We start from the raw sequence: 19,851 nt of genomic DNA on the forward strand, positions 1-19,851 counted from the left end.
TACTGTTATCAAAGTTGTAAAAGCACTTAGTTTACGGCAAGCAATTTAACATTGGATGTAATTATAAATATTATCTAAATAAGCTGCAATTTCATCCACTGTGGCTCTCGCAGTCCTTGAAACACCCACCAGTGTCGCTGAACCAGGTCCGGTCCACTCACCATATCCTACTAACCATAGGTTGGATTGTTTGACTGCTCGTGTTCCTTCAACAAGTATCGTATTATTTTCCTCTACTATTCCAAGTGGCTTTAAATGGCTTAAAGTCGCTTTAAATCCAGTACACCAAATCACTGCATTAACCTGTTGAAAAGATCCATCTTCCCAAATCACGCCATTTTCTGTAAAAGCCGAAAATGGGCGCTCACTATGTAAAACTCCTCGTGCACGTGCATCTTTGACTGAATCAATCATGACAATATCACCCAGACCGCCAACAGGCTGATCTATTGTACGGCCTTCTAATTGTGCCTTTAAACGCTCTGTCGCACGTAAAAACAGTACACGGCCATCAACATCATCTGCTAAAAATTGAGGAGGTGTTGGCGTGATCCAAAGAGTGTCTGCCACTTGGGAAACTTCAGCCAAAATTTGTGCTCCAGAATTTCCACCACCGACTATCATTACGTGCTTATCTTTAAAAAGTTCTGCATTTTGATAATGGGCGGAGTGTAATTGCAGACCTTTGAAATTTTCTTGGCCAGGGTAAGATGGGATATAAGGATGACTCCAGGTGCCCGTTGCACTGATTACAGCCTTGGCTCTCCATGTCTGTTCACCTGCATGCACACTCAATACTTCTCCTTCGCTTTTGACGTGATCAACATATACAGGACGAATAATCGGAAATTGATAACGCTGCTCATATTGCTGCAAGTATTCAATAACTTCTTTCTTGGTCGGATACGTTTGTTCTGTATTCGGCATAACCCAACCAGGTAAGGAACTCCAGCTATTCGGTGAAAACAGACGCAAAGAATTCCAAGCATGTAACCAGGCTCCACCTGCTTGATTTTGATCATCTAAAATAATAAATGGTATTTTTTTTCGCTTTAAAAAATAAGCTGTAGATAAAGCTGCCTGTCCACCACCGATAATGATGACATCAGTTTCCGTCTGTTTCTGATTCAAAGCCTTTTCCCCTTTTATTTTTTCTTTTATATAAAAACCCAATCCTGAAGACTGGGCTTTTACAATATTCACTATATTTTTATGACAACATCAAAATCAACTTAAACTATCAAGATATTTTTCAGCATCTAATGCAGCCATACAACCAGAGCCTGCTGAAGTAATCGCTTGGCGATAAACTGAATCAGCCACATCACCGGCAGCGAATACACCTGGCACTGAAGTAGCAGTGGCATTCCCCGCTGTTCCGCTTTGGATCTGAATATAGCCATCACGTAACTCAAGTTGCGCTGAAAACATCTCAGTATTTGGTTTGTGACCAATTGCCACGAATAAACCCTGTACCTCAATATCTTGCTTTGATCCATCTACAGTGGATTTTAAACGCACTCCAGTTACTCCGGTGTTATCGCCTAACACTTCATCCACTTGATTGTTCCAAAGAATGCTAATTTTGCCTTCTTTCTGTTTTTCAAAAAGATGGTCTTGTAGAATTTTTTCAGAACGCAATGAAGCTCGGCGATGCACTAAAGTCACGTGAGCTGCAATATTAGACAGGTAAAGCGCCTCTTCAACCGCAGTGTTACCACCGCCTACAACCATCACCTTCTGGTTCTTATAGAAGAAACCGTCACAAGTTGCACAGGCACTTACACCTTGCCCCATGAATTTAGCTTCAGACTCAAGACCTAAGTATTGTGCCGTTGCACCTGTGGCAATAATCAGGGCATCACAGGTGAATTCTTCCATATCGCCTTTCAGCACGAATGGACGAACGCTTAAATCCACTTCACTGATATGGTCATAGACGATTTCGGTGCCAAAACGTTCCGCATGCGCTTGCATACGTTCCATGAGTGCGGGGCCTGTTAAACCTTCTGGATCACCCGGCCAGTTATCGACTTCAGTGGTCGTGGTTAATTGACCACCGAGTTGTAAGCCTGCAACTAAAGTGGGTTTAAGATTAGCCCGTGCTGCATATACCGCAGCGCTGTAACCCGCAGGACCTGAGCCAAGAATGATTAATTTAGAATGTCTCTTTTGCATTTAAGATCACCTGGCAGTTTACAAACTGCGCTGATTGACACGTTTAGATAATTCTTCAGCTGATTCCTTACGTTCTGAATAACGATCTGTCAGGTATTTGTTTTGTCCACGAGTCAGTAGGGTGAACTTAAATAACTCTTCCATCACATCCACAATCCGGTCATAGAAAGCCGAAGGTTTCATTCGTCCATTTTCTTCAAACTCCAAAAAAGCTTTTGGAACTGAAGACTGATTTGGAATGGTAATCATCCGCATCCACCGCCCCAAAATACGCATCTGGTTCAGACTGTTAAATGACTGTGATCCGCCACTGACTTGCATCAAGGCAAGAGTTTTACCTTGGGTTGCACGGATTGCCCCTCCTGCCAGTGGAATCCAGTCGATTTGAGATTTAAAGATTGAACTCATAGAACCATGGCGTTCAGGTGAACACCAGACCATGCCTTCTGACCATGCTAAAAGCTCATGCAGTTCTTTTACTTTTGGATGCTCAGTATCCGCATCTTCTGGTAAAGGAAGCCCTTTAGGATGAAAGATTTTTATTTCCGCCCCAAAATGCTCAAGGATTCGACCGGCTTCAAGAACTGCAAGGCGACTGTAAGAACGTTCTCGATTAGAGCCATACAGCAGCAAAATTCGCGGAGGATGAGCAAGTTCTTTGGCTTGAACTTTTTCAAAGGTGGGTTGCTCAAGAAGATTTAGATCTACATTTGGGAGATTCATAGAGTTAGGCCTCTTTAAAAACTTTCTTTCTCAGCCAGAGTGAAACACTCACCAAGGCAATCAACACAGGAACTTCGACCAGTGGGCCAATAATCGTGGTAAAAGCAACAGGCGAAGCGATACCAAAAGTTGCAATCGCTACTGCAAGTGATAATTCAAAATTATTCCCCGCTGCGGTAAATGCAATTGCTGTGGTCTTAGGATAGTCATTGCCCATCCATTTACTCATAAAGAAGCTGATGAAGAACATTAAAACGAAGTAAATGGTTAAAGGAATCGCGATGCGTAAAACTTCAAGCGGAAGACTCACGACATCACCGCCTTTTAGGCTAAACATGGCCAGAATGGTGAACAGCAAAGCCATTAAACTCAGCGGACTGATTTTCGGAATGAACTTGGTTTCATACCATTCCACGCCTTTCTGTTTCACCAAAATCCATCGCGTTAAGAAACCTAATAAGAACGGAATACCAAGATAAACCAGAACAGCATGGGTGATGGTCCAGAAATCGACATTAATGACCTGCGAAGCGACACCAAAATAGGGTGGAAGGAAGGTCAGGAATAACCAGGCATAGGTACTGAAAAATAGAATCTGGAAGATGCTGTTAAAGGCAACTAATGCTGCAACATATTGATTATCACCACAGGCCAAGCCATTCCACACCAGAACCATGGCAATACATCGAGCAAGACCAATCAGGATGACACCGGTCATATATTCTGGATAACTATGTAAAAATATGATTGCCAGGGCAAACATGAGTACTGGCGCGATCAGCCAGTTTTGTACTAAGGATAAAGTAAGGGTTTTCTTATCCTTAAACACTTGTGGCAAAGTCGCATAGTTCACTTTTGCCAGTGGTGGATACATCATTAGAATAAGACCAATCGCGATTGGAATATTCACTGAATCAATGCTTAATTTATCGAGTGCGACAGAAGCCTGAGGAAAGAAGTTTCCGATGGCAATGCCTAAGGCCATGGCAATAAAAATCCATAGCGTCAGGTTGCGATCTAAAAAAGATAAGCGTTTTTCAGACATTTCACTTACTCAACGTTCGAAATTTGATTAATTGCTGCAATCAATTCTGAGCGAGATAGTTTATCTACATTAAGTTTAAATAAAGCATCTAAGCGACGATTGATATGTTCAACAGTGCTCATAAAGGCTTTCATTTTTTCTTCTTTATTCACGTCTAAGTGTGAAGGATCAGCCAAGCCCCAATGTGCCTTGATTGCTCCACCCAAATAAAGTGGACATGCTTCTTGAGCAGCAGAATCACATACTGTGATCACAACATCAGGTTGATATTGTTCACAATCATTAATCGTTTTACTCCATAAACCTTCGGTAGATAATCCTAAGTTTTCAAGGGTTTCTAAAGTTAGCGGGTGAACTTGACCTGAAGGCTTACTCCCAGCGCTATAGGCTTTCCAACCTTCTGGTGCTCGGCTATTAAACAAAACTTCAGACAAAATGCTACGGCAGCTATTTCCAGTACATAAAAATAAAAATTTCATTGAATTACTCACAATAACTATTTACAGAAAGGGGGTGTTGATCATCCAGCTTTGATTGAGATTGAACCGTCTTCAAAATATCTAAAATTTCATAACACCAGTTGGCCAATTTTGGATTGATACTGTAGTAAACCCATTGGCCTTGTCTGCGATCTTGAAGTAGCCCTGAAGCACGTAAAAGGGCTAAATGTCTTGAAATTTTCGGTTGACTGAGTTGTAGTTTTTCAGTCAAATCACATACACATAGTTCTTTATTTTCAACAATTAATGTCACTATATTGAGACGTGTTTCATCTGATAAGCATTTAAAAAAATTAACTTGATCCATATAAATCTCCTTCACATTCTTTCCATTCAAGAGATGAGAAAGTGCTATTTAATTCTTTGGCCATTTTCATCAATAATTTTTTCACCATCTTCTTTGCTAAATGCGCCTTTCTGAGGAAACGGGAGAATATCCAAAACAACTTCAGAAGGACGACACAAACGTGTACCTAAATCCGTAACAACGAATGGGCGGTTAATCAAAATAGGATGTTGAAGCATAAAATTTAAAAGCTGTTCATCAGACCAATCTTCCCGAACAATTTCTAAATCAGAATATGGAGGTACATTTTTACGAATTGCTTCTCTAACACTTAAACCAGCACTACGAATAAGTTCAATTAATTCTGCTTTCGAAGGTGGGGTAATTAGATATTCAATAACGATTGGTTCAATTCCTGCATTTTGAATTAAAGCTAAGGTATTCCTTGATGTACCACACTCAGGATTGTGATAAATCTTTATGGTCGAGAACATTTTGACTGACTCTGCTATTAGAAACTCAGATATACTTATATACGTATTTACACATATATGCAAATACGTATATTGATTTTATTTAAATTACTTAATGTCAATAAATGTATATATATTCTTGCAAATTCTTATGAGTGAGAAAAAACTCGTTATTTAAATATGTAAATTTAGAGTATACCCTAAAGTTACAATCTGAAAGTTCATGAAATTATGTATCATTTAAATGATTTTTAATCATAAGTAACATGTAACTTTAGTGTTAAAGATTTATAATTTACGAAATTGTTCATTTTTATCCAATTGGGGCGTGAAAAAGTGAAAGGCCAAAAAGTAGGGTATGTCCGGGTAAGTTCTGTCGAGCAAAACACTGGACGTCAACTTGAAGGAATTGAGGTCGATCGGATTTTTGTTGACCGTGCTTCAGGTAAAAATACTGACCGACCTAAATTTCAGGAAATGTTGAACTATGTCCGGGAAGGGGACAGGGTGATTGTACATTCAATGGATCGTTTTGCGCGAAGCCTAAAAGATTTGGTCACTGAAGTAGATAAACTGGTCAAACGAGGAATCGCCATCCAGTTTGTAAAAGAAAATATTACTTTTACAGCCGAATCCACCCCGATGGATAATTTGATGCTTCAAATGATGGGTGCTTTTGCACAGTTCGAACGTGAGATCATTTTAGAGCGGCAAAAGGAAGGAATAAAACTCGCCTCTGCTCAGGGGAAGTACAAAGGTCGGGTGCATAAACTAAAGCCTGACCAAGCTGAAGCTTTACGACAAGCATGGAAGGAGGGGAAGTATCCATCGAAAATGGCATTAGGGAAAGCTTTTGGGATTAGTCGTCAGGCGGTATACCGATATTTACAAGTTAGTGAATAGCTTATTGGGATTAGCAACTAAATTTAGTTTAACTTATAAAAATCATGAAACACTGTTCGAATTTTAAGCGTGGAACATGAATAATCAATAAAAAGCCGCTCTGGTGTCCTATATTCCAGAACGGCTTGCTTTAATATAATGATATTTAAAGAGAAATATCAAGCATTACGTATAAGGTGTATTATGTTATTTTTAGGAAGTCTTTAGAGTTGGCCTTCAAGTAACTGACCTATTTCTAACCTGGTATAGCCACGTTCTTTAAAGATCAAAATAATTGCTTTTTTATAATCTTCAGAAGTAGAAGTCTTATATTTAGTTATCAGTTGATTCTCGGAATTCAGCTCAAGATCATTTTTGATGGTCAATACTTCGCTAGAGATCTTATTAAAGATATTTAGGTTAAACATACAGGCACTCGTTATCCGTATTATAGCGGCCCGACTATAACGAATACCTGTCTTAGCTACGCTAGACACCCTTAGCCGCAAGGATTACAAATTAAGAAAAATTCTGCAAGTTTCTGCCTATTGAAAGAATAAATAATATCCCCCAAATGCTATCTATTTAACATAATGGCGGTTATATGAAATGCAACTAAATTTAGTTGCATTTTTTAATTTCAAGGGACTATACTTAGTCGTAACTGAGTAGGGCTAAAATATGGGTAAAACGGAAAAGTTATTGGAAAAATTTGGAAATTCAAAAAATACGTTTCCATATAAAGATTTAGTCGTTTTACTGAGCCAGCTCGGCTATGAAAAATTTGAAATGGCAGGCTCTCGTGTTCGGTTTTTTAATGAAAAAACTGAACATATGATTTTACTGCATAGACCACACCCTGAAAATGAAATCAAAGGTGGGGCATTGAAAGCTGTAAAACAGGCACTCAAGCAGGAGGGATTTTTATGAGCTATTTAAAGTACAAAGGTTATCTCGGAACAATTGAGCCTGATCTTGAAACAGGTGAGTTATTTGGAAAACTTGCTTTTATTCGTGATCTTATTACCTATGAAGCGGAAACTTTAAAAGCCCTTGAGAAAGCTTTTCAGGAATCTGTAGACGGCTATTTAGAATCATGTGCTGAACTAGGAAAATCTCCTGATCAACCATTCAAAGGCACTTTTAATGTCCGTATTAGCCCTGAATTGCACCGTAAGGCGGTTTTAGCATCAAGTAATTCTCTAAATGCCTTTGTCAGTGAGGCGATTCAAGAAAAGTTAATGCGTTTAGGTGCGTAATTTATTGAAGCCTAGGCTACTACCTAAAAATTGAAAAACTCAGCAAAAATGGGAGCTTAAAGCTCCCATTTTTAGTTTCGTGTAAGGTGTATTATGTCAATTTTAGAAGAAATTAAGAATTATCCAATTGAAATTAAAAAAAATATATATTTATAATTAAATGAGCATCCAAGTTAAGAACTAAAATGATAAGAGACGATTTAAAAAAATATCCTAAAGCGATATGGGTACATTTTTACAAAAACCGTATAAGTTTGATGGCAGAGAATGGCATAGCCAAAGCAACTGAAATTCCTAAATCACCTTATGATCACCCAAGAATGATTTTGGCAGATTTTGAAAGCGCTACAACAACATTAAAAGCTTTAATGAGACACCATTCTAACGGTTTATCTTTTTTCAAGTTTACAGCTCCTATTACGATTGTCCAAATAATGGAGCCGATACAAGGTAGTTTAACTAAGATTGAAATACGAGCTTTTAAGGAGTTATTTTTTAATGCTGGTGCAAGAGAAGTAAAGCTATATGACCTTGATGGAAATTCTATTGAAGAATAATTTTATAAGCCCTATTTAACATAATGGCGGTTAAGCCCCTTTTAGAGGCACTGTTGCAAATAGAAATTTGAGTCGATGAAGTTCCCTTTAAAAAGTGCTTAGAGACCGAAAACCCTGTTGATTAGACACACTTCACCCAGAGGCTGACCATAATAAAATGATGAAGCTTGTCCTTTACGCAGTGCACGCATGACTTCAATACCTTTAATTGTGGCATAAGCCGTTTTCATAGATTTGAATCCTAACGTGGCCCTGATGATCCGCTTTAACTTACCATGATCACATTCGATCACGTTATTTTTGTACTTAACCTGCCTGTGCTCAAGGTCTGGTGGACATTTTCCTTCCTGTTTTAACCGTAATAAAGCACCTCCATATGTGGGTGCTTTATCCGTATTGATCACTTGTGGAATTTGCCACTTCTTCACATTATTTAAAATTTTTCCAAGAAAACAATATGCTGATTTGGTATTACGTCTAGAAGAAAGATAAAAATCAATCGTATAGCCACGTTGATCGACTGCACGATACAGATAAGACCATTGTCCATTTACTTTTACATAAGTTTCATCAATATGCCATGAGCTCAGATCTGTAGGATTACGCCAATACCAGCGTAAGCGTTTTTCTATTTCAGGGGCGTAGCGCTGAACCCAGCGGTAAATAGTCGTGTGATCAACATTCACACCACGTTCGGCAAGCATTTCCTGAAGTTCACGATAGCTGATGCCATATTTACAATACCAGCGCACAGCCCAAAGAATGATTTCGCCCTGAAAATGTCGACCATGGAAAGGATTCATATGCTGCACCTTTAGCTAAAACAGTCTTCAGCTTACCATTCGTTGTTATTTGCAACAGTGCCGATCACTTTGGTTGGGCCTTCATGAACTGGTTTGCGACCAGCACCTTCACGGGCACCACCATGCTGAAATTCATCCATTTTATTTGTTCATCTTGATTGTGTAACATAATCAAGATGGTAAAACAGCAGTGGAAAAAAACAACTCCATTCGTCGGATTGTGTTCTGAATATCTATCTCACCAGAAGGTGGTTATAGATTACTTAGAGCAATCAAACTTGAGCTAAAAATTATTTGCAGCCCAAGCTGTTGAGGTTCAACTTCTACTGCAGAAGGTTTAAATCAAACCTGAGGGAACATGCCACGTGCATAAGAAAAAGGGCACTGTTGCAAATAACCACTAATGGTAAGCTGAATCCTCTTTTAGCTAAAGGTGCAGCATATGAATCCCTTCCATGGTCGGCATTTTCAGGGTGAAATCATTCTTTGGGCTGTATTTGTCTAGGAAAGTGGTGGCTATTCAGGGCATGGTTCAAGCATGACTTGAGTAATACTCGGGCTGTGCTCATGATTTGCTTGAGCATTACTTGCGGATTTTCCCCAACGTGCTTGGGCTGCATTTTTAGTTTTATCAGATTTGATTTGAAATCAAAATATGTATAAGTTTTTGTAGTTCTCAGATTATTTTAAGTCATTTTTAAGATTCAAATTTTAGGCTAAAGCATATTAAAGTCTTTGAACTAAAAAAATGCTTAAGCTGCCTTCTTTTCCCGGTCTACGCCAGATCAAACCCATCAGCCTTGCACGCTTCAACCTTTTACTCGCCATTTGGCTGGGACTGGTCTTAAACTTTGCTTTCTATCAGAAAATCCATCAATTGACGCCTTATACCAACCTCAAGGCAGGCGCATTATTGGCGGCTACAGTCCTGGTAGTTATCGGCTTGTACAATCTGGTCTTGCAGTGGCTGAACTGGAAATGGAATGCCAAGATACTGGCCAGTGTGCTGATCATTCTGGGCGGTTTTAGTGCTTATTTTGTCAATAGTCTGGGGGTTGTTATTACGCCGGACCAGATCCAGAATATGCTGCAGACCGATGCTCGGGAAGTCCGTGATCTCTGGTCAATACGGCTGGTGATCTGGACGCTGGTCTTTGTGATTTTTCCTTTGTGTATCATCTGGATGCTGAACATTCAGCCTGCATCTTTCGGGCGTCAATTGTTGCATAAAAGCCTTAGCAGTCTGCTTTCGGCCGTATTGATTCTAGGACTGTTATTCTGTTTTTATGTCGATTATGCAGCCATCTTCCGCGAGCACCGCGATCTGAAGGGCATGATTTCCCCACAAAATAGCATTGCATCCACCGTATCCTACTATAAAAAGAAAGCACCTAAAGCGAATTTGCCTTTGATTCCTTATGGTGAAGATGCCCATCTGCTGCTGCAGGCTCAAATACAGAAACAACCCAAATTGATGGTGCTGGTAGTGGGAGAAACTGCACGTGCCGAGAGTTTCGCTTTAAATGGCTATGCGCGCAATACCAATCCTGAACTGAGCAAGTTACCAGTAATTAATTTCAATCAGGTCAGCTCTTGTGGAACTGCCACAGCTGTTTCAGTCCCTTGTATGTTTTCGGGCATGTCACGTGAAACCTATGATGAACAGTTAGCCAGCCACCGAGAAGGTTTACTGGATATTGCTCAGCGCGCCGGGTATCAGGTGACCTGGATTGATAATAATTCGGGCTGTAAAGGTGCCTGTGACCGGGTACAAAAATACCAGATTCCGGCACAACTGAAACAGAAGTGGTGTGATGCCGGTGGTGAATGTTTTGATGAAATCCTGGTGGATAGCCTGAAAGATTATCTGGCACATCTGGATAAAAACAACCCGAAACCACAATTAATTGTACTGCATCAGATGGGTAGTCATGGCCCCGCATATTACAAGCGTTCCAAAGCGCCATATCAGCCATTTCAACCGACCTGTAATACCAATGCTATTCAGGGCTGTAGTACAGAAGAATTAAAGAATAGCTATGATAATTCGATTGTATATACAGACCATGTTCTTGCCCAGATCATTGAAACTTTAAAGCAGCAGACTCAATATCAGACCGGTTTCTGGTACCTGTCTGATCATGGAGAATCCACCGGAGAGCATGGTTTATACCTGCATGGTGCTCCTTATAGCATGGCACCGACCCAGCAAACCCATGTCCCGATGCTGATGTGGTTCTCCGATGCCTGGAAGCAGCAGAATACCCAGCAGGTCAGCTGTCTCAAAGGACAGACCGAACAGGCCCGTAGTCAGGATCATCTTTTCCCCAGCTTATTAAGTTTACTGGATATAAAAACGCAAGTGACTGAAGCTAAAAATGATATGCTTGCACAATGCTCACCATCATTAAAGAATAGAGCTTGAAATGCATAAAATACTGATTATTGAAGATGACTTTATGATTGCCGAGTCGACTGAAACATTGCTCAAGCTGCATCAGTTTGATGTGCATTGGGTCAATAATGGGATTGAGGGTTTAAAACAGTTACAGCAGCAGGTCTACGATATTGTCCTGCTCGATTTAGGCTTGCCGATGATGGATGGCATGCTGGTGCTAAAAAATATCCGGCAGAAGTTTCCGAATTTACCGGTGCTGATTATCTCTGCCCGGGCTCAGTTACAAAATCGGGTAGATGGGCTGAATCAGGGAGCAGATGATTACTTGATTAAACCCTATGAATTTGACGAGCTACTGGCCCGTATTCATGCCTTAATACGCCGTAGTGGTTTAAAAAATACTGTGACAGATATAAATAAGAAATTATCACACAGTGGGCTGGAACTGGACCTGGAACAGCACATTGCATGCTTTAATGATGAACCGATCGAGTTATCTAATCGGGAATGGTCTATTCTCACTGCACTCCTCATGCATCCTAGCAAAATTTTTTCTAAAAACGATTTAGAAGACAAGCTTTATGATTTTGATAGTGATGTAAGCAGTAATACGGTAGAAGTTTATATCCATCATCTGCGGGCAAAACTAGGAAAAGACTTCATACGTACCATACGTACCATACGTGGGCTAGGGTATCGCTTAGGATGAGCGCCATGCAGAAACGTTATTCCTTGCAAAAACGTCTAGTTATTTATATTTCACTGTTTAGCGTGGTGCTGGGCTGTGTGCTGATCTTTGCTGCATACCGGATTGCGCTCGAAGAAATTAATGAAGTACTGGATAAACAGATGCAAAGCCTGGCAGAGCGCATTTCAGAAAATCATCCGCAGCCCCTGCAAAGTCAAATCGATCTGGCAAAACAATACAGTGAAGAAGATTTATTTGTAGATATCTGGTCCTATACAGATACAGCCACTTCCTTGCATCTGCAGGATGTTCTGGTGGCGCCGGTCAGGAAAGCAGGTTTCTACAAGCATCAAACGCCGTATGGAACCTGGTTAACTTATATTATTCCTGGTAAGCAATTACAGATTCAGGTGAGCCAGCAGCAAAATGTCCGGCAGGAACTGGCGCTGGAGCTGGCAGCCAATATGTTTCTTCCTTATGTGCTTTTTTTACCTTTTGCAGTATTTGGCTTAGGCTGGATGATCCGGAAAAATTTTCAGCCGCTCAATGATTTTAAAACTGAATTGGCCAGCCGCAAGGCACAAGACTTAAAGCCAATTGCAATGAAAGATTATCCCTTGGAGCTGGAACCGACCATTCAGGAAATGAATTATTTGTTTGGCCGCATTTCTCTGGCCCAACAGGAACAACGTCAATTTGTAGCAGATTCTGCCCATGAATTACGCACGCCACTGACAGCACTAAACTTACAGCTGCAAATTTTGCTACAGCAGTTCCCTCAAAGCGAGTCTATCCATAATTTGAGTCAAGGCATTTTGCGTATGCAGCATCTGGTCAACCAGTTATTGAGTCTGGCCAAACAGGATGTGACCGAAGGTTTAAGCGAACCTGTTCAATTGCTATCACTGAATCAAATGACAGTCACCTGTATCGAAGAACTAATTCAATTGGCGCTACAGAAAGACATTGATTTGGGCGTAGAACAGCAGCAGGAACTGTTGATTCAGGGCCAAGCTTCGGCCTTGCACTCGATTATTTATAATTTAATTGATAATGCAATTAAATATAGTCCGAAGGATGGCGTGATTAATGTATCTATTTTCCAGCAAGGACGGCAGGCGGTTTTACAAATTGAAGACAGTGGGGCAGGGATAGATCCTGCTCAATTCAATCAGATCCGGCAACGCTTCTACCGGATACATAACCATGCAGAAATTGGCAGCGGTTTGGGTTTATCCATTGTAGATAAAGCCACCGAGCGCTTGGGTGGAACACTAGAATTTTCGCGAAGTACCAATCTGAGTGGCCTTTGTGTACAGGTCAAGCTTCCTTTAATCGAAGCCTAAGCGAATAAGCTTCTGGTTTTTTTGGAGTTAAGGTTGCCTGATACTAGAGAGTATAGGAGTGGTCTTTTCTATGGGTAGTTTATGGCTAAACAGCGTATAGCCAATGACATTCATGCACCAGATAATCCAGCCAGTCCATAAATTATGACTCAGGAAATGTGCTCCGCGCATCATTTGTGCCCAGCCCATGGTCAACCCTAAAATTACTGCAGCGATCAGAAGAAAATAAGCACGCTTGCGGTTAGAAATGCGATAAACAAAATAACCAGCCATCAACGCAAAACCACTAGATGCATGCCCTCCAGGAAAACAGTGGCCCGCAGTAGCACTAAAATCCCACAAAATCCCGTTATGGGTAGGTATGGTCATATCCCAGGGACAGGCATGGGCCGACTGAGATTTTAAAATTCCGATCGAGGCCGTGGTCAGCACCACCATGCTAAAAAAATAGCCAAATTCCCAGCGCCGCGTATGCCAGTTCTGCCATTTTAGTGATGCCAACCAGGCCAGTAATAATGTGATATACACCAGAATCAGCAGGTCTTTCACATAGCGATGATTGAGTTCTGCCAGTGCCCATTGTTGTCGAAGGGGAAATTGACCATGATCATCGATAAAGGGATAGATGAGCTGTAAGTCCAGCACTCCTCCAATGTCAAAGAAGTTGAGAAGAATCAAAAAACTGAAGATCAAAAGTAAAGTTTGGGTCAGTAAAAACCGGGAACGGTCAGTGATCATTTTTAAGTTGTCCATTTCAGGCAGTAGCAAGAGCAGAGGTCAAATCAAATGACCAGCCAAAATGATGCCCCAGGTCAGGGCAATTAAACTAAGTGCTACAAACTGAGCCGCACTGCCCATATCCTTGGCATTTTTAGACAGTTCATGCCGTTCCATGGAAATACGATCTACCACTGCCTCTATCGCTGAGTTAATCAGTTCAATGATCAGCGCCAACAGGCACACGGCGACCATGAGCGCTTGCTCAACTCGGCTAACTGGCATCCAAAAGCTTAGAGGAATCAAAATAAGATTAATCAGCAGGATCTGCCGGAAGGCGGCCTCATTTTGAAAGGCGGTTTTCAAACCAGCCATGGAATAACGGGTAGCATTGAAAATACGTTGTATTCCGGAAGTGCCTTTATAAAGTGAACGATCAGGGGACATAGAAATGATTCAGTTAAGACGAAATTTGATTAATTTAAGTTCTTAACCTTAAAACTCTCTTAAAAATGGATGTCGATTTGATCCGCATTTATCTAATCAGATTTATGATCTAGATGTGTATTTCAATCAGCTTTCATATAAAAAAATTAATTTGAATGGATTGGGGAGAATTCACCTTTTGAATGTTTGTGTAAAAAAGCTGTTTATTTATGGCACTGTTGCAAATAGAGATTTGAGTCGATGAAGTTCCTTTTTAAAAGTGCTTAGAGACCGAAAACCCTGTTGATTAGACACACTTCACCTTGAGGCTGACCATAATAAAATGACGATGCTTGTCCTTTACGTAGTGCACGCATGACTTCAATACCTTTAATTGTGGCATAAGCCGTCTTCATAGATTTGAATCCTAATGTGGCCCTGATGATCCGCTTTAACTTACCATGATCACATTCAATGACATTATTTTTATACTTAATCTGCCTGTGCTCAATATCTACTGGACATTTTCCTTCTCGCTTTAACCGTGATAAAGCATGGCCATAGGTCGCTGCTTTATCTGTATTGATGACCCGTGGAATTTGCCATTTTTTCACCGTATTGAAGATCTTTCCTAAAAAACAATAGGCTGATTTACTGTTCCGTCTAGCGGAAAGGTAAAAGTCAATCGTATGACCACGTTGATCAACTGCACGATACAGGTAAGTCCATCGCCCCTTCACTTTGATATAAGTCTCATCCATATGCCATGAATGTAAATCTGTAGGATTACGCCAATACCAGCGTAAGCGTTTTTCCATTTCTGGAGCATAACGCTGAACCCAACGATAAATTGTGGTGTGGTCAACATTCACACCTCGTTCAGCGAGCATTTCTTGAAGTTCACGATAGCTGATGCCATATTTACAATACCAACGAACAGCCCAAAGAATGATTTCACCTTGAAAGTGCCGACCATGGAAGGGATTCATCTGCTGTATCTCGAAATAAATAAGATATTTAGCTTATCATGTCAGCCTATTTGCAACAGTGCCGCCCACGCTTACATCGAGTAATTTAATAAAGGGGGGGGGAGCTAGCTCCCCCCCTCTTTTATTCATTTGCTAATTAAAACTTACTCGCAACTTGATATGTGATGAATGAAAAGATGTAGGCTAATGCAAACAAATAAGTTGCCATAATGATGGGCTGTTTCCAGCTGCCAGTTTCTCGTCTAATTGTTGCTAACGTAGCAAGACAATGGGGAGCAAAAATAAACCATACCAATAATGATAAACCTGTGGCTAACCCCCATCCATCCGGGCCTGAAATTTGACTTAACAGACTTTGAGTTACTGTATCTTCATCACCTGACATCGCATAAATCACCCCAAGAGCAGCAATTACAACTTCCCTTGCTGCCATAGCAGGAATGAGTGCAATACATATTTCCCATGTAAACCCAATAGGCGCAAATATAGGATGAATTAAATGTCCTAACTGACCAGCTAAACTATAGTTAATGGCCGGCATGCTTGCATTATCTGGTGGTTGAGGGAACGTGACTAGCACCCATAACAAGATAGACAGTGCAACGATAATGCCACCAACTCGTTTTAAGAAAATAGTTGCCCTATCATATAAGCCTAATGCAATATTTCTAATATCTGGAATTCGGTATGTGGGAAGTTCAAAAATAAAAATACTTTCAGTTTTATCTTTTCGAACCAATTTCAGAAACACTGAAACTAATAACGCTGAGACTATTCCCGACATATAAAGACCAAAAAGGACTAATCCTTGCAGACTTAACCAGCCGTAGATTAATTGGTTCGGAATAAATGCCGCGATCAATAAAGCATATACTGGCAATCTTGCTGAACAGGTCATCAAGGGTGCAATCATAATTGTTGCTAATCGGTCCCGTTCAGAGCTGATACTTCTGGTTGCCATAATTCCGGGAATGGCACAAGCAAAACTGGATAGCAGAGGAATAAATGAACGGCCGCTAAGCCCGGCTTTAGACATTAATTTATCTAAAAGAAATGCTGCCCGGGGTAAATAGCCTGACTCTTCAAGCATTAAAATGAAGAAGAATAAAATCAAAATCTGAGGCATATATGCAAGCACGCTACCTGCACCAGCAATTACCCCATCCACAACCAAGCTTTTTAATAGAGGATGTTGGATTAGTGGTCCAATAAAATCACTGAGCCATGCGACAAAATTTTCAATGAATTCAATAAAAGGCGTTGCCCATATAAATACCGCCTGGAACATCACAAACATGGTTAAAGTTAAGATTACTAAACCCAATACAGGATGTAGAAAAATTTTATCTAGAAATGCGGTTCTTTTATCACCACTGTCATTATTTAAAATAACTTGTTTGGTGATTTGTTTGACCTGTTCAAAATGACTTAATTCAGAATGATAAGGAGTAATAAAAAGATTTTTTTGATCTAATTGATTAATTAAATCTTGAATTCCTTTTGTTTTAACTGCGACAGCTTCAACTACAGGGATACCTAACAGTTGAGACAGTTTATCCTTATCAATGGAAATACCACGCTTTTTGACCTCATCCATCATATTTAATACAAGAATCATAGGGCGATTTAGAGCACGAACTTCGAGAACCAAGCTCAAATGTAAGCTTAAATTTGTGGCATCTACAACGCATATAAAAATATCGGGTAGAATTTCACCTTTTAGCTCGCCCAAACAAACTGCCCTGGTGACTTCTTCATCTAAACTACTAGGTTTTAAACTGTAAGTTCCGGGTAAGTCCAATACTCGTATTGCATCACCAGAAGGTAATTTAAAAGAACCTTCTTTTCTTTCTACGGTAACCCCAGCATAGTTGGCAACTTTTTGTCGCGTACCAGTAAGCGTATTAAATAAAGAGGTTTTTCCGCAATTTGGATTACCGACTAATGCAATGTTCTTAATCTTCATTGGATACTAACTCTACAAAAATTCTTTCAGCTTCATTCTTTCTTAATGCGAATCTTGAAGTTTCAATCTGAACTAAAACAGGATCTCCGCCAAAAACACCTTTAGCGAGTACTTGTAGAGTTTCACCCTCTCTAAAACCTAATAGTTGGAGCCGTTCCAATACGGGATCAGTGGTATGACTGTATTGATTACCTTTTTTGAGATCTCTAATTTTGACGATCTGATTTTGTTTAACTTGAAATAGATTCATTTTCGATACTCTTACTTCAAAGCCAAAATCTTTCGAGCACCATTAAGCACGAATAAAGAAACCAGGATGCCAATGATTAAGTCTGGGTAAGCTGATCCCGTCCACGCCACGAGTACACCGGCAAATATAACGCCCATATTTACGACAACGTCATTCGCCGAGAAAATCCAACTGGCTTTCATATGTGCGCCATCTTCTCGATGACCAGAAATAAGATATAAGCATGTCACGTTAGCTATAAGTGCGAGCAGGCCAATAACAATCATGAGCATTGATTCTGGCTCGCTTCCAAACATGAATCGTCTAATGACATCAATAATCACGATGACAGCAAGTAATAACTGAATCCAACCTGCGAAATGGGCTGCTTTCACTTGATATTTCGCAGCTTTTCCGACGGCATATAGCGCAATACCATAAACGGCTGCATCGGCAAACATATCTAGAGAATCAGCAATCAATCCTGTAGACGCAGCAATAATTCCGCTGATGAATTCTATAAAGAAAAGTAGAGCATTAATGCCTAATAACAGTTTAAGTACTTTAGCTTGTCTCACAGGATCAGGTTCATTAGGTATATCGCCTGAAGAAAGCTGTGTTTCATCAAGTTTCGCCCCAAAACCCAGTCCTTCAAGTTTGGCCGTAATTTGCTGAATCCCTTCATTATGGAAGACTTTCAGTTTTCGATTGGGAAGATCAAAAGTAAGACCTTTAACTGCTTCAATATCTGCAAGAGCCATACGGACCATTTGCTCTTCAGCAGAGCAATCCATTTTAGGAATGGTGTAGGTACTTGTTTGCTTAGCCTGTTGATTGCTTATATAAGTTTCAGTCTTCACAAGCTTTGCACCAAAACCCAAAGCTTCAAGTTTGGTAGTTATATTTTCATCTTTTTGATTATGTAGAACCTTTAAAGACCGGTTAGGTAAATCAAAGATGAGTTTTTGAACACCATCAATTGAAGATAGCGCCATACGAACCATCTGTTCTTCCGCAGAACAATCCATTTTGGGAACTAAGTATTCACTCATGTAGTGCGAATCTTTTAAAACGTCTTCAGTGCTTAAATTTTCTTTGGGATCAGAACTACAACAGGATTGAGCGGTATCTTCACAACTGTTTGAAGTGTTACAGCAAGGGGATGAAGATTTTTTTTCTTCCTCTTCCCCACAACAGCTAAGCGTATTATTACAATTCTTTGAATTGTTTGCTTCTGCAATTGATGGATGATTTTCTTGTTGAGATTTCTTATCTTCGCATGGTGTTTCTTTACTACATCCACAACCACTCATAATTATACCCATTAAAAAAATTTATAAACTTTGAATATTAGAATCCCTATAGTTACTATAGAGTCAAGATTTTTTGGAAATACCAACTCAATGCATTTAAAAATTGGTGAACTCTCTAAAAAAACCTCATGTTCAGTATTAACAATTAGGTTTTATGAAAAGGAAGGTTTAATTCCGGAACCGGAAAGAACGGAAGGAAATTACCGCCTTTACGATGTAGGCTATGTTGAGCGAATTAAGTTTATTTTGAATTGCCGAACTTTAAATATGAGTTTGAATGAAATTCGTCAATTACTCACCTATAAAGATAATCCCAAGAAAAATTGTTCAGATGTGAATGAATTAATTGACTTACATGTCAGTGCTATCAGGGAAAATATAATCAAGCAACAAAAGCTTATTGAACAATTATCTGATTTAAGAGGTACTTGTGATGGCTTATGTACAATTGACCAATGTGGAGTTCTAAAAAATCTAGCTTGATTATCTAGACCTATGCTTTTTTCAAAAATTCTGTATATCTTTACTTAAGGCTGCAAAAAGTTTAAGGTTACTCAAATTCTGTGATCAGATCTTTGATAGATCTGGACAGCTTCTTATTGGTGTTTTAAATACAGATTTGTGTATGAAGAGAAAAACATTTCTAATCCAGATATTGGTACTCTTATTCACATTCCAGAATATTTGGAGTGTGGCAGAGGCTGCGTGTCTGCATGAAATGCCAAACATACCCAATTCAATACTCTCTAATCCAATCGATTTAGACGAAAAGAGTGATAGTCCTAGTCAAGCACTTTATTCCTTAGAAAACTATAAAGAAATTTATGACTATTGTCAGAAGGTTTGTTTTAACGAAAAGTGCAGTCATTTCTCAAATACAATCGTGATTCAGATTGACCCACCCGATGATTTGAAGCTTAAAACTCATTTTGAGACAGTCCTTACACCATCTTATTTGGGAAGAACTTTTTATAAATCCCCTTATCTGGATCAATTAACACCCCCTCCTGATTTGCCCCTACTATTGGTGGGGTAGTCTTATAAAAGCCCACCACTCCTAATCTTATTATGTG

24 protein-coding genes are annotated in these 19,851 nt (G+C 39.8%); 9 read left to right on the forward strand and 15 right to left on the reverse strand.

The window, feature by feature from the left end; translation table 11 throughout:
• Positions 1 to 45: 45 nt before the first annotated feature.
• From ABZP31_RS15085 to arsC, 7 genes are all read right to left on the reverse strand, one after another.
• Positions 46 to 1,131: an ArsO family NAD(P)H-dependent flavin-containing monooxygenase gene (locus ABZP31_RS15085; RefSeq protein ID WP_171054458.1), complete on the reverse strand. Its 1,086-nt coding sequence runs from the start codon at positions 1,129 to 1,131 to the stop codon at positions 46 to 48.
• 96 nt (positions 1,132 to 1,227) lie between these two features.
• Positions 1,228 to 2,178 carry a thioredoxin-disulfide reductase gene (trxB, locus tag ABZP31_RS15090; RefSeq protein WP_151985052.1) on the reverse strand — a complete coding sequence of 317 codons (951 nt, stop codon included), beginning with the start codon at positions 2,176 to 2,178 and terminating at the stop codon, positions 1,228 to 1,230.
• Positions 2,179 to 2,196: 18 nt separating this feature from the next.
• Positions 2,197 to 2,901 carry an arsenical resistance protein ArsH gene (gene arsH, locus ABZP31_RS15095; RefSeq protein ID WP_151985050.1) on the reverse strand — a complete coding sequence of 235 codons (705 nt, stop codon included), beginning with the start codon at positions 2,899 to 2,901 and terminating at the stop codon, positions 2,197 to 2,199.
• A 4-nt stretch (positions 2,902 to 2,905) separates the two neighbouring features.
• The gene (gene arsB / locus ABZP31_RS15100) at positions 2,906 to 3,946 is read right to left on the reverse strand and encodes an ACR3 family arsenite efflux transporter (protein WP_004644740.1); all 1,041 of its coding nucleotides are present in this window, start codon (positions 3,944 to 3,946) and stop codon (positions 2,906 to 2,908) included.
• Between the two features lie 5 nt (positions 3,947 to 3,951).
• Positions 3,952 to 4,425, reverse strand: a complete 474-nt coding sequence (locus tag ABZP31_RS15105; protein ID WP_004781073.1) for an arsenate reductase ArsC — start codon at positions 4,423 to 4,425, stop codon at positions 3,952 to 3,954.
• 4 nt (positions 4,426 to 4,429) lie between these two features.
• On the reverse strand, positions 4,430 to 4,753 hold the full coding sequence (locus ABZP31_RS15110; protein WP_004644742.1) for a metalloregulator ArsR/SmtB family transcription factor: 324 nt from the start codon (positions 4,751 to 4,753) through the stop codon (positions 4,430 to 4,432).
• A 44-nt stretch (positions 4,754 to 4,797) separates the two neighbouring features.
• Positions 4,798 to 5,226 carry an arsenate reductase (glutaredoxin) gene (arsC, locus tag ABZP31_RS15115; protein ID WP_004733243.1) on the reverse strand — a complete coding sequence of 143 codons (429 nt, stop codon included), beginning with the start codon at positions 5,224 to 5,226 and terminating at the stop codon, positions 4,798 to 4,800.
• Positions 5,227 to 5,541: 315 nt separating this feature from the next.
• Here arsC and ABZP31_RS15120 point away from each other — a divergent pair, with 315 nt between their 5' ends.
• Entirely contained in the window at positions 5,542 to 6,108 is a 567-nt protein-coding gene (locus ABZP31_RS15120; RefSeq protein ID WP_000678311.1) for a recombinase family protein, read from the forward strand.
• A 203-nt stretch (positions 6,109 to 6,311) separates the two neighbouring features.
• Here the strand turns inward: ABZP31_RS15120 and ABZP31_RS15125 are convergent, their stop codons facing one another.
• Positions 6,312 to 6,515 carry a hypothetical protein gene (locus ABZP31_RS15125; protein WP_004896916.1) on the reverse strand — a complete coding sequence of 68 codons (204 nt, stop codon included), beginning with the start codon at positions 6,513 to 6,515 and terminating at the stop codon, positions 6,312 to 6,314.
• A gap of 253 nt (positions 6,516 to 6,768) precedes the next feature.
• On the opposite strand from ABZP31_RS15125, the gene ABZP31_RS15130 reads away from it, so the two are divergent.
• The 3 genes from ABZP31_RS15130 (at position 6,769) to ABZP31_RS15140 (ending at position 7,903) form a co-directional block, all read left to right on the forward strand.
• The gene (locus ABZP31_RS15130) at positions 6,769 to 7,017 is read left to right on the forward strand and encodes a type II toxin-antitoxin system HicA family toxin (protein ID WP_004812233.1); all 249 of its coding nucleotides are present in this window, start codon (positions 6,769 to 6,771) and stop codon (positions 7,015 to 7,017) included.
• Positions 7,014 to 7,346, forward strand: a complete 333-nt coding sequence (locus tag ABZP31_RS15135) for a type II toxin-antitoxin system HicB family antitoxin (protein WP_005404859.1) — start codon at positions 7,014 to 7,016, stop codon at positions 7,344 to 7,346. The genes ABZP31_RS15130 and ABZP31_RS15135 overlap by 4 nt, the downstream gene beginning before the upstream one ends.
• A 185-nt stretch (positions 7,347 to 7,531) precedes the next feature.
• Positions 7,532 to 7,903 (forward strand): rod shape-determining protein, encoded by a 372-nt coding sequence (locus tag ABZP31_RS15140; protein ID WP_032029059.1) that lies wholly within the window; start codon positions 7,532 to 7,534, stop codon positions 7,901 to 7,903.
• 98 nt (positions 7,904 to 8,001) lie between these two features.
• Here the strand turns inward: ABZP31_RS15140 and ABZP31_RS15145 are convergent, their stop codons facing one another.
• Positions 8,002 to 8,706: an IS6 family transposase gene (locus ABZP31_RS15145; protein ID WP_005404857.1), complete on the reverse strand. Its 705-nt coding sequence runs from the start codon at positions 8,704 to 8,706 to the stop codon at positions 8,002 to 8,004.
• Between the two features lie 748 nt (positions 8,707 to 9,454).
• Here ABZP31_RS15145 and ABZP31_RS15150 point away from each other — a divergent pair.
• The 3 genes from ABZP31_RS15150 to ABZP31_RS15160 are packed head-to-tail and all read left to right on the forward strand — an operon-like array spanning position 9,455 to position 13,138.
• A complete protein-coding gene (locus tag ABZP31_RS15150; protein ID WP_367156983.1) occupies positions 9,455 to 11,131 on the forward strand; it encodes a phosphoethanolamine transferase in 1,677 nt (558 codons plus the stop codon).
• Between the two features lies 1 nt (position 11,132).
• Entirely contained in the window at positions 11,133 to 11,813 is a 681-nt protein-coding gene (locus ABZP31_RS15155; protein WP_367156984.1) for a response regulator transcription factor, read from the forward strand.
• A gap of 5 nt (positions 11,814 to 11,818) precedes the next feature.
• Positions 11,819 to 13,138 carry an ATP-binding protein gene (locus tag ABZP31_RS15160; RefSeq protein WP_120385345.1) on the forward strand — a complete coding sequence of 440 codons (1,320 nt, stop codon included), beginning with the start codon at positions 11,819 to 11,821 and terminating at the stop codon, positions 13,136 to 13,138.
• Between the two features lie 27 nt (positions 13,139 to 13,165).
• Here ABZP31_RS15160 and ABZP31_RS15165 read toward each other — a convergent pair whose 3' ends face one another.
• From ABZP31_RS15165 to ABZP31_RS15190, 6 genes are all read right to left on the reverse strand, one after another.
• Positions 13,166 to 13,876 carry a phosphatase PAP2 family protein gene (locus ABZP31_RS15165; protein WP_034689113.1) on the reverse strand — a complete coding sequence of 237 codons (711 nt, stop codon included), beginning with the start codon at positions 13,874 to 13,876 and terminating at the stop codon, positions 13,166 to 13,168.
• A 39-nt stretch (positions 13,877 to 13,915) separates the two neighbouring features.
• Positions 13,916 to 14,302, reverse strand: a complete 387-nt coding sequence (locus ABZP31_RS15170; RefSeq protein WP_005404852.1) for a diacylglycerol kinase — start codon at positions 14,300 to 14,302, stop codon at positions 13,916 to 13,918.
• 263 nt (positions 14,303 to 14,565) lie between these two features.
• Entirely contained in the window at positions 14,566 to 15,270 is a 705-nt protein-coding gene (locus ABZP31_RS15175; protein WP_001067790.1) for an IS6-like element IS1008 family transposase, read from the reverse strand.
• Positions 15,271 to 15,406: 136 nt separating this feature from the next.
• Positions 15,407 to 17,236, reverse strand: a complete 1,830-nt coding sequence (locus tag ABZP31_RS15180; protein WP_004281858.1) for a ferrous iron transporter B — start codon at positions 17,234 to 17,236, stop codon at positions 15,407 to 15,409.
• Positions 17,226 to 17,486 (reverse strand): FeoA family protein, encoded by a 261-nt coding sequence (locus tag ABZP31_RS15185; RefSeq protein WP_004665962.1) that lies wholly within the window; start codon positions 17,484 to 17,486, stop codon positions 17,226 to 17,228. The genes ABZP31_RS15180 and ABZP31_RS15185 overlap by 11 nt, the downstream gene beginning before the upstream one ends.
• A gap of 11 nt (positions 17,487 to 17,497) precedes the next feature.
• Positions 17,498 to 18,778 carry a cation diffusion facilitator family transporter gene (locus ABZP31_RS15190; RefSeq protein WP_071851566.1) on the reverse strand — a complete coding sequence of 427 codons (1,281 nt, stop codon included), beginning with the start codon at positions 18,776 to 18,778 and terminating at the stop codon, positions 17,498 to 17,500.
• Positions 18,779 to 18,868: 90 nt separating this feature from the next.
• Between ABZP31_RS15190 and cadR the strand changes: the two genes are divergently transcribed.
• Complete coding sequence (gene cadR / locus ABZP31_RS15195) at positions 18,869 to 19,261, forward strand: Cd(II)/Pb(II)-responsive transcriptional regulator (protein WP_004992253.1); 393 nt, start codon at positions 18,869 to 18,871, stop codon at positions 19,259 to 19,261.
• Between the two features lie 142 nt (positions 19,262 to 19,403).
• Positions 19,404 to 19,814, forward strand: coding sequence for a hypothetical protein (locus ABZP31_RS15200; RefSeq protein ID WP_262476003.1), 411 nt, complete (start codon positions 19,404 to 19,406; stop codon positions 19,812 to 19,814).
• Positions 19,815 to 19,851: the final 37 nt, after the last annotated feature.

Origin of the sequence: Acinetobacter sp. FL (genome assembly GCF_040744925.1) — a bacterium.
In the GTDB taxonomy this organism is placed as follows: Bacteria; Pseudomonadota; Gammaproteobacteria; order Pseudomonadales; family Moraxellaceae; genus Acinetobacter; species Acinetobacter radioresistens.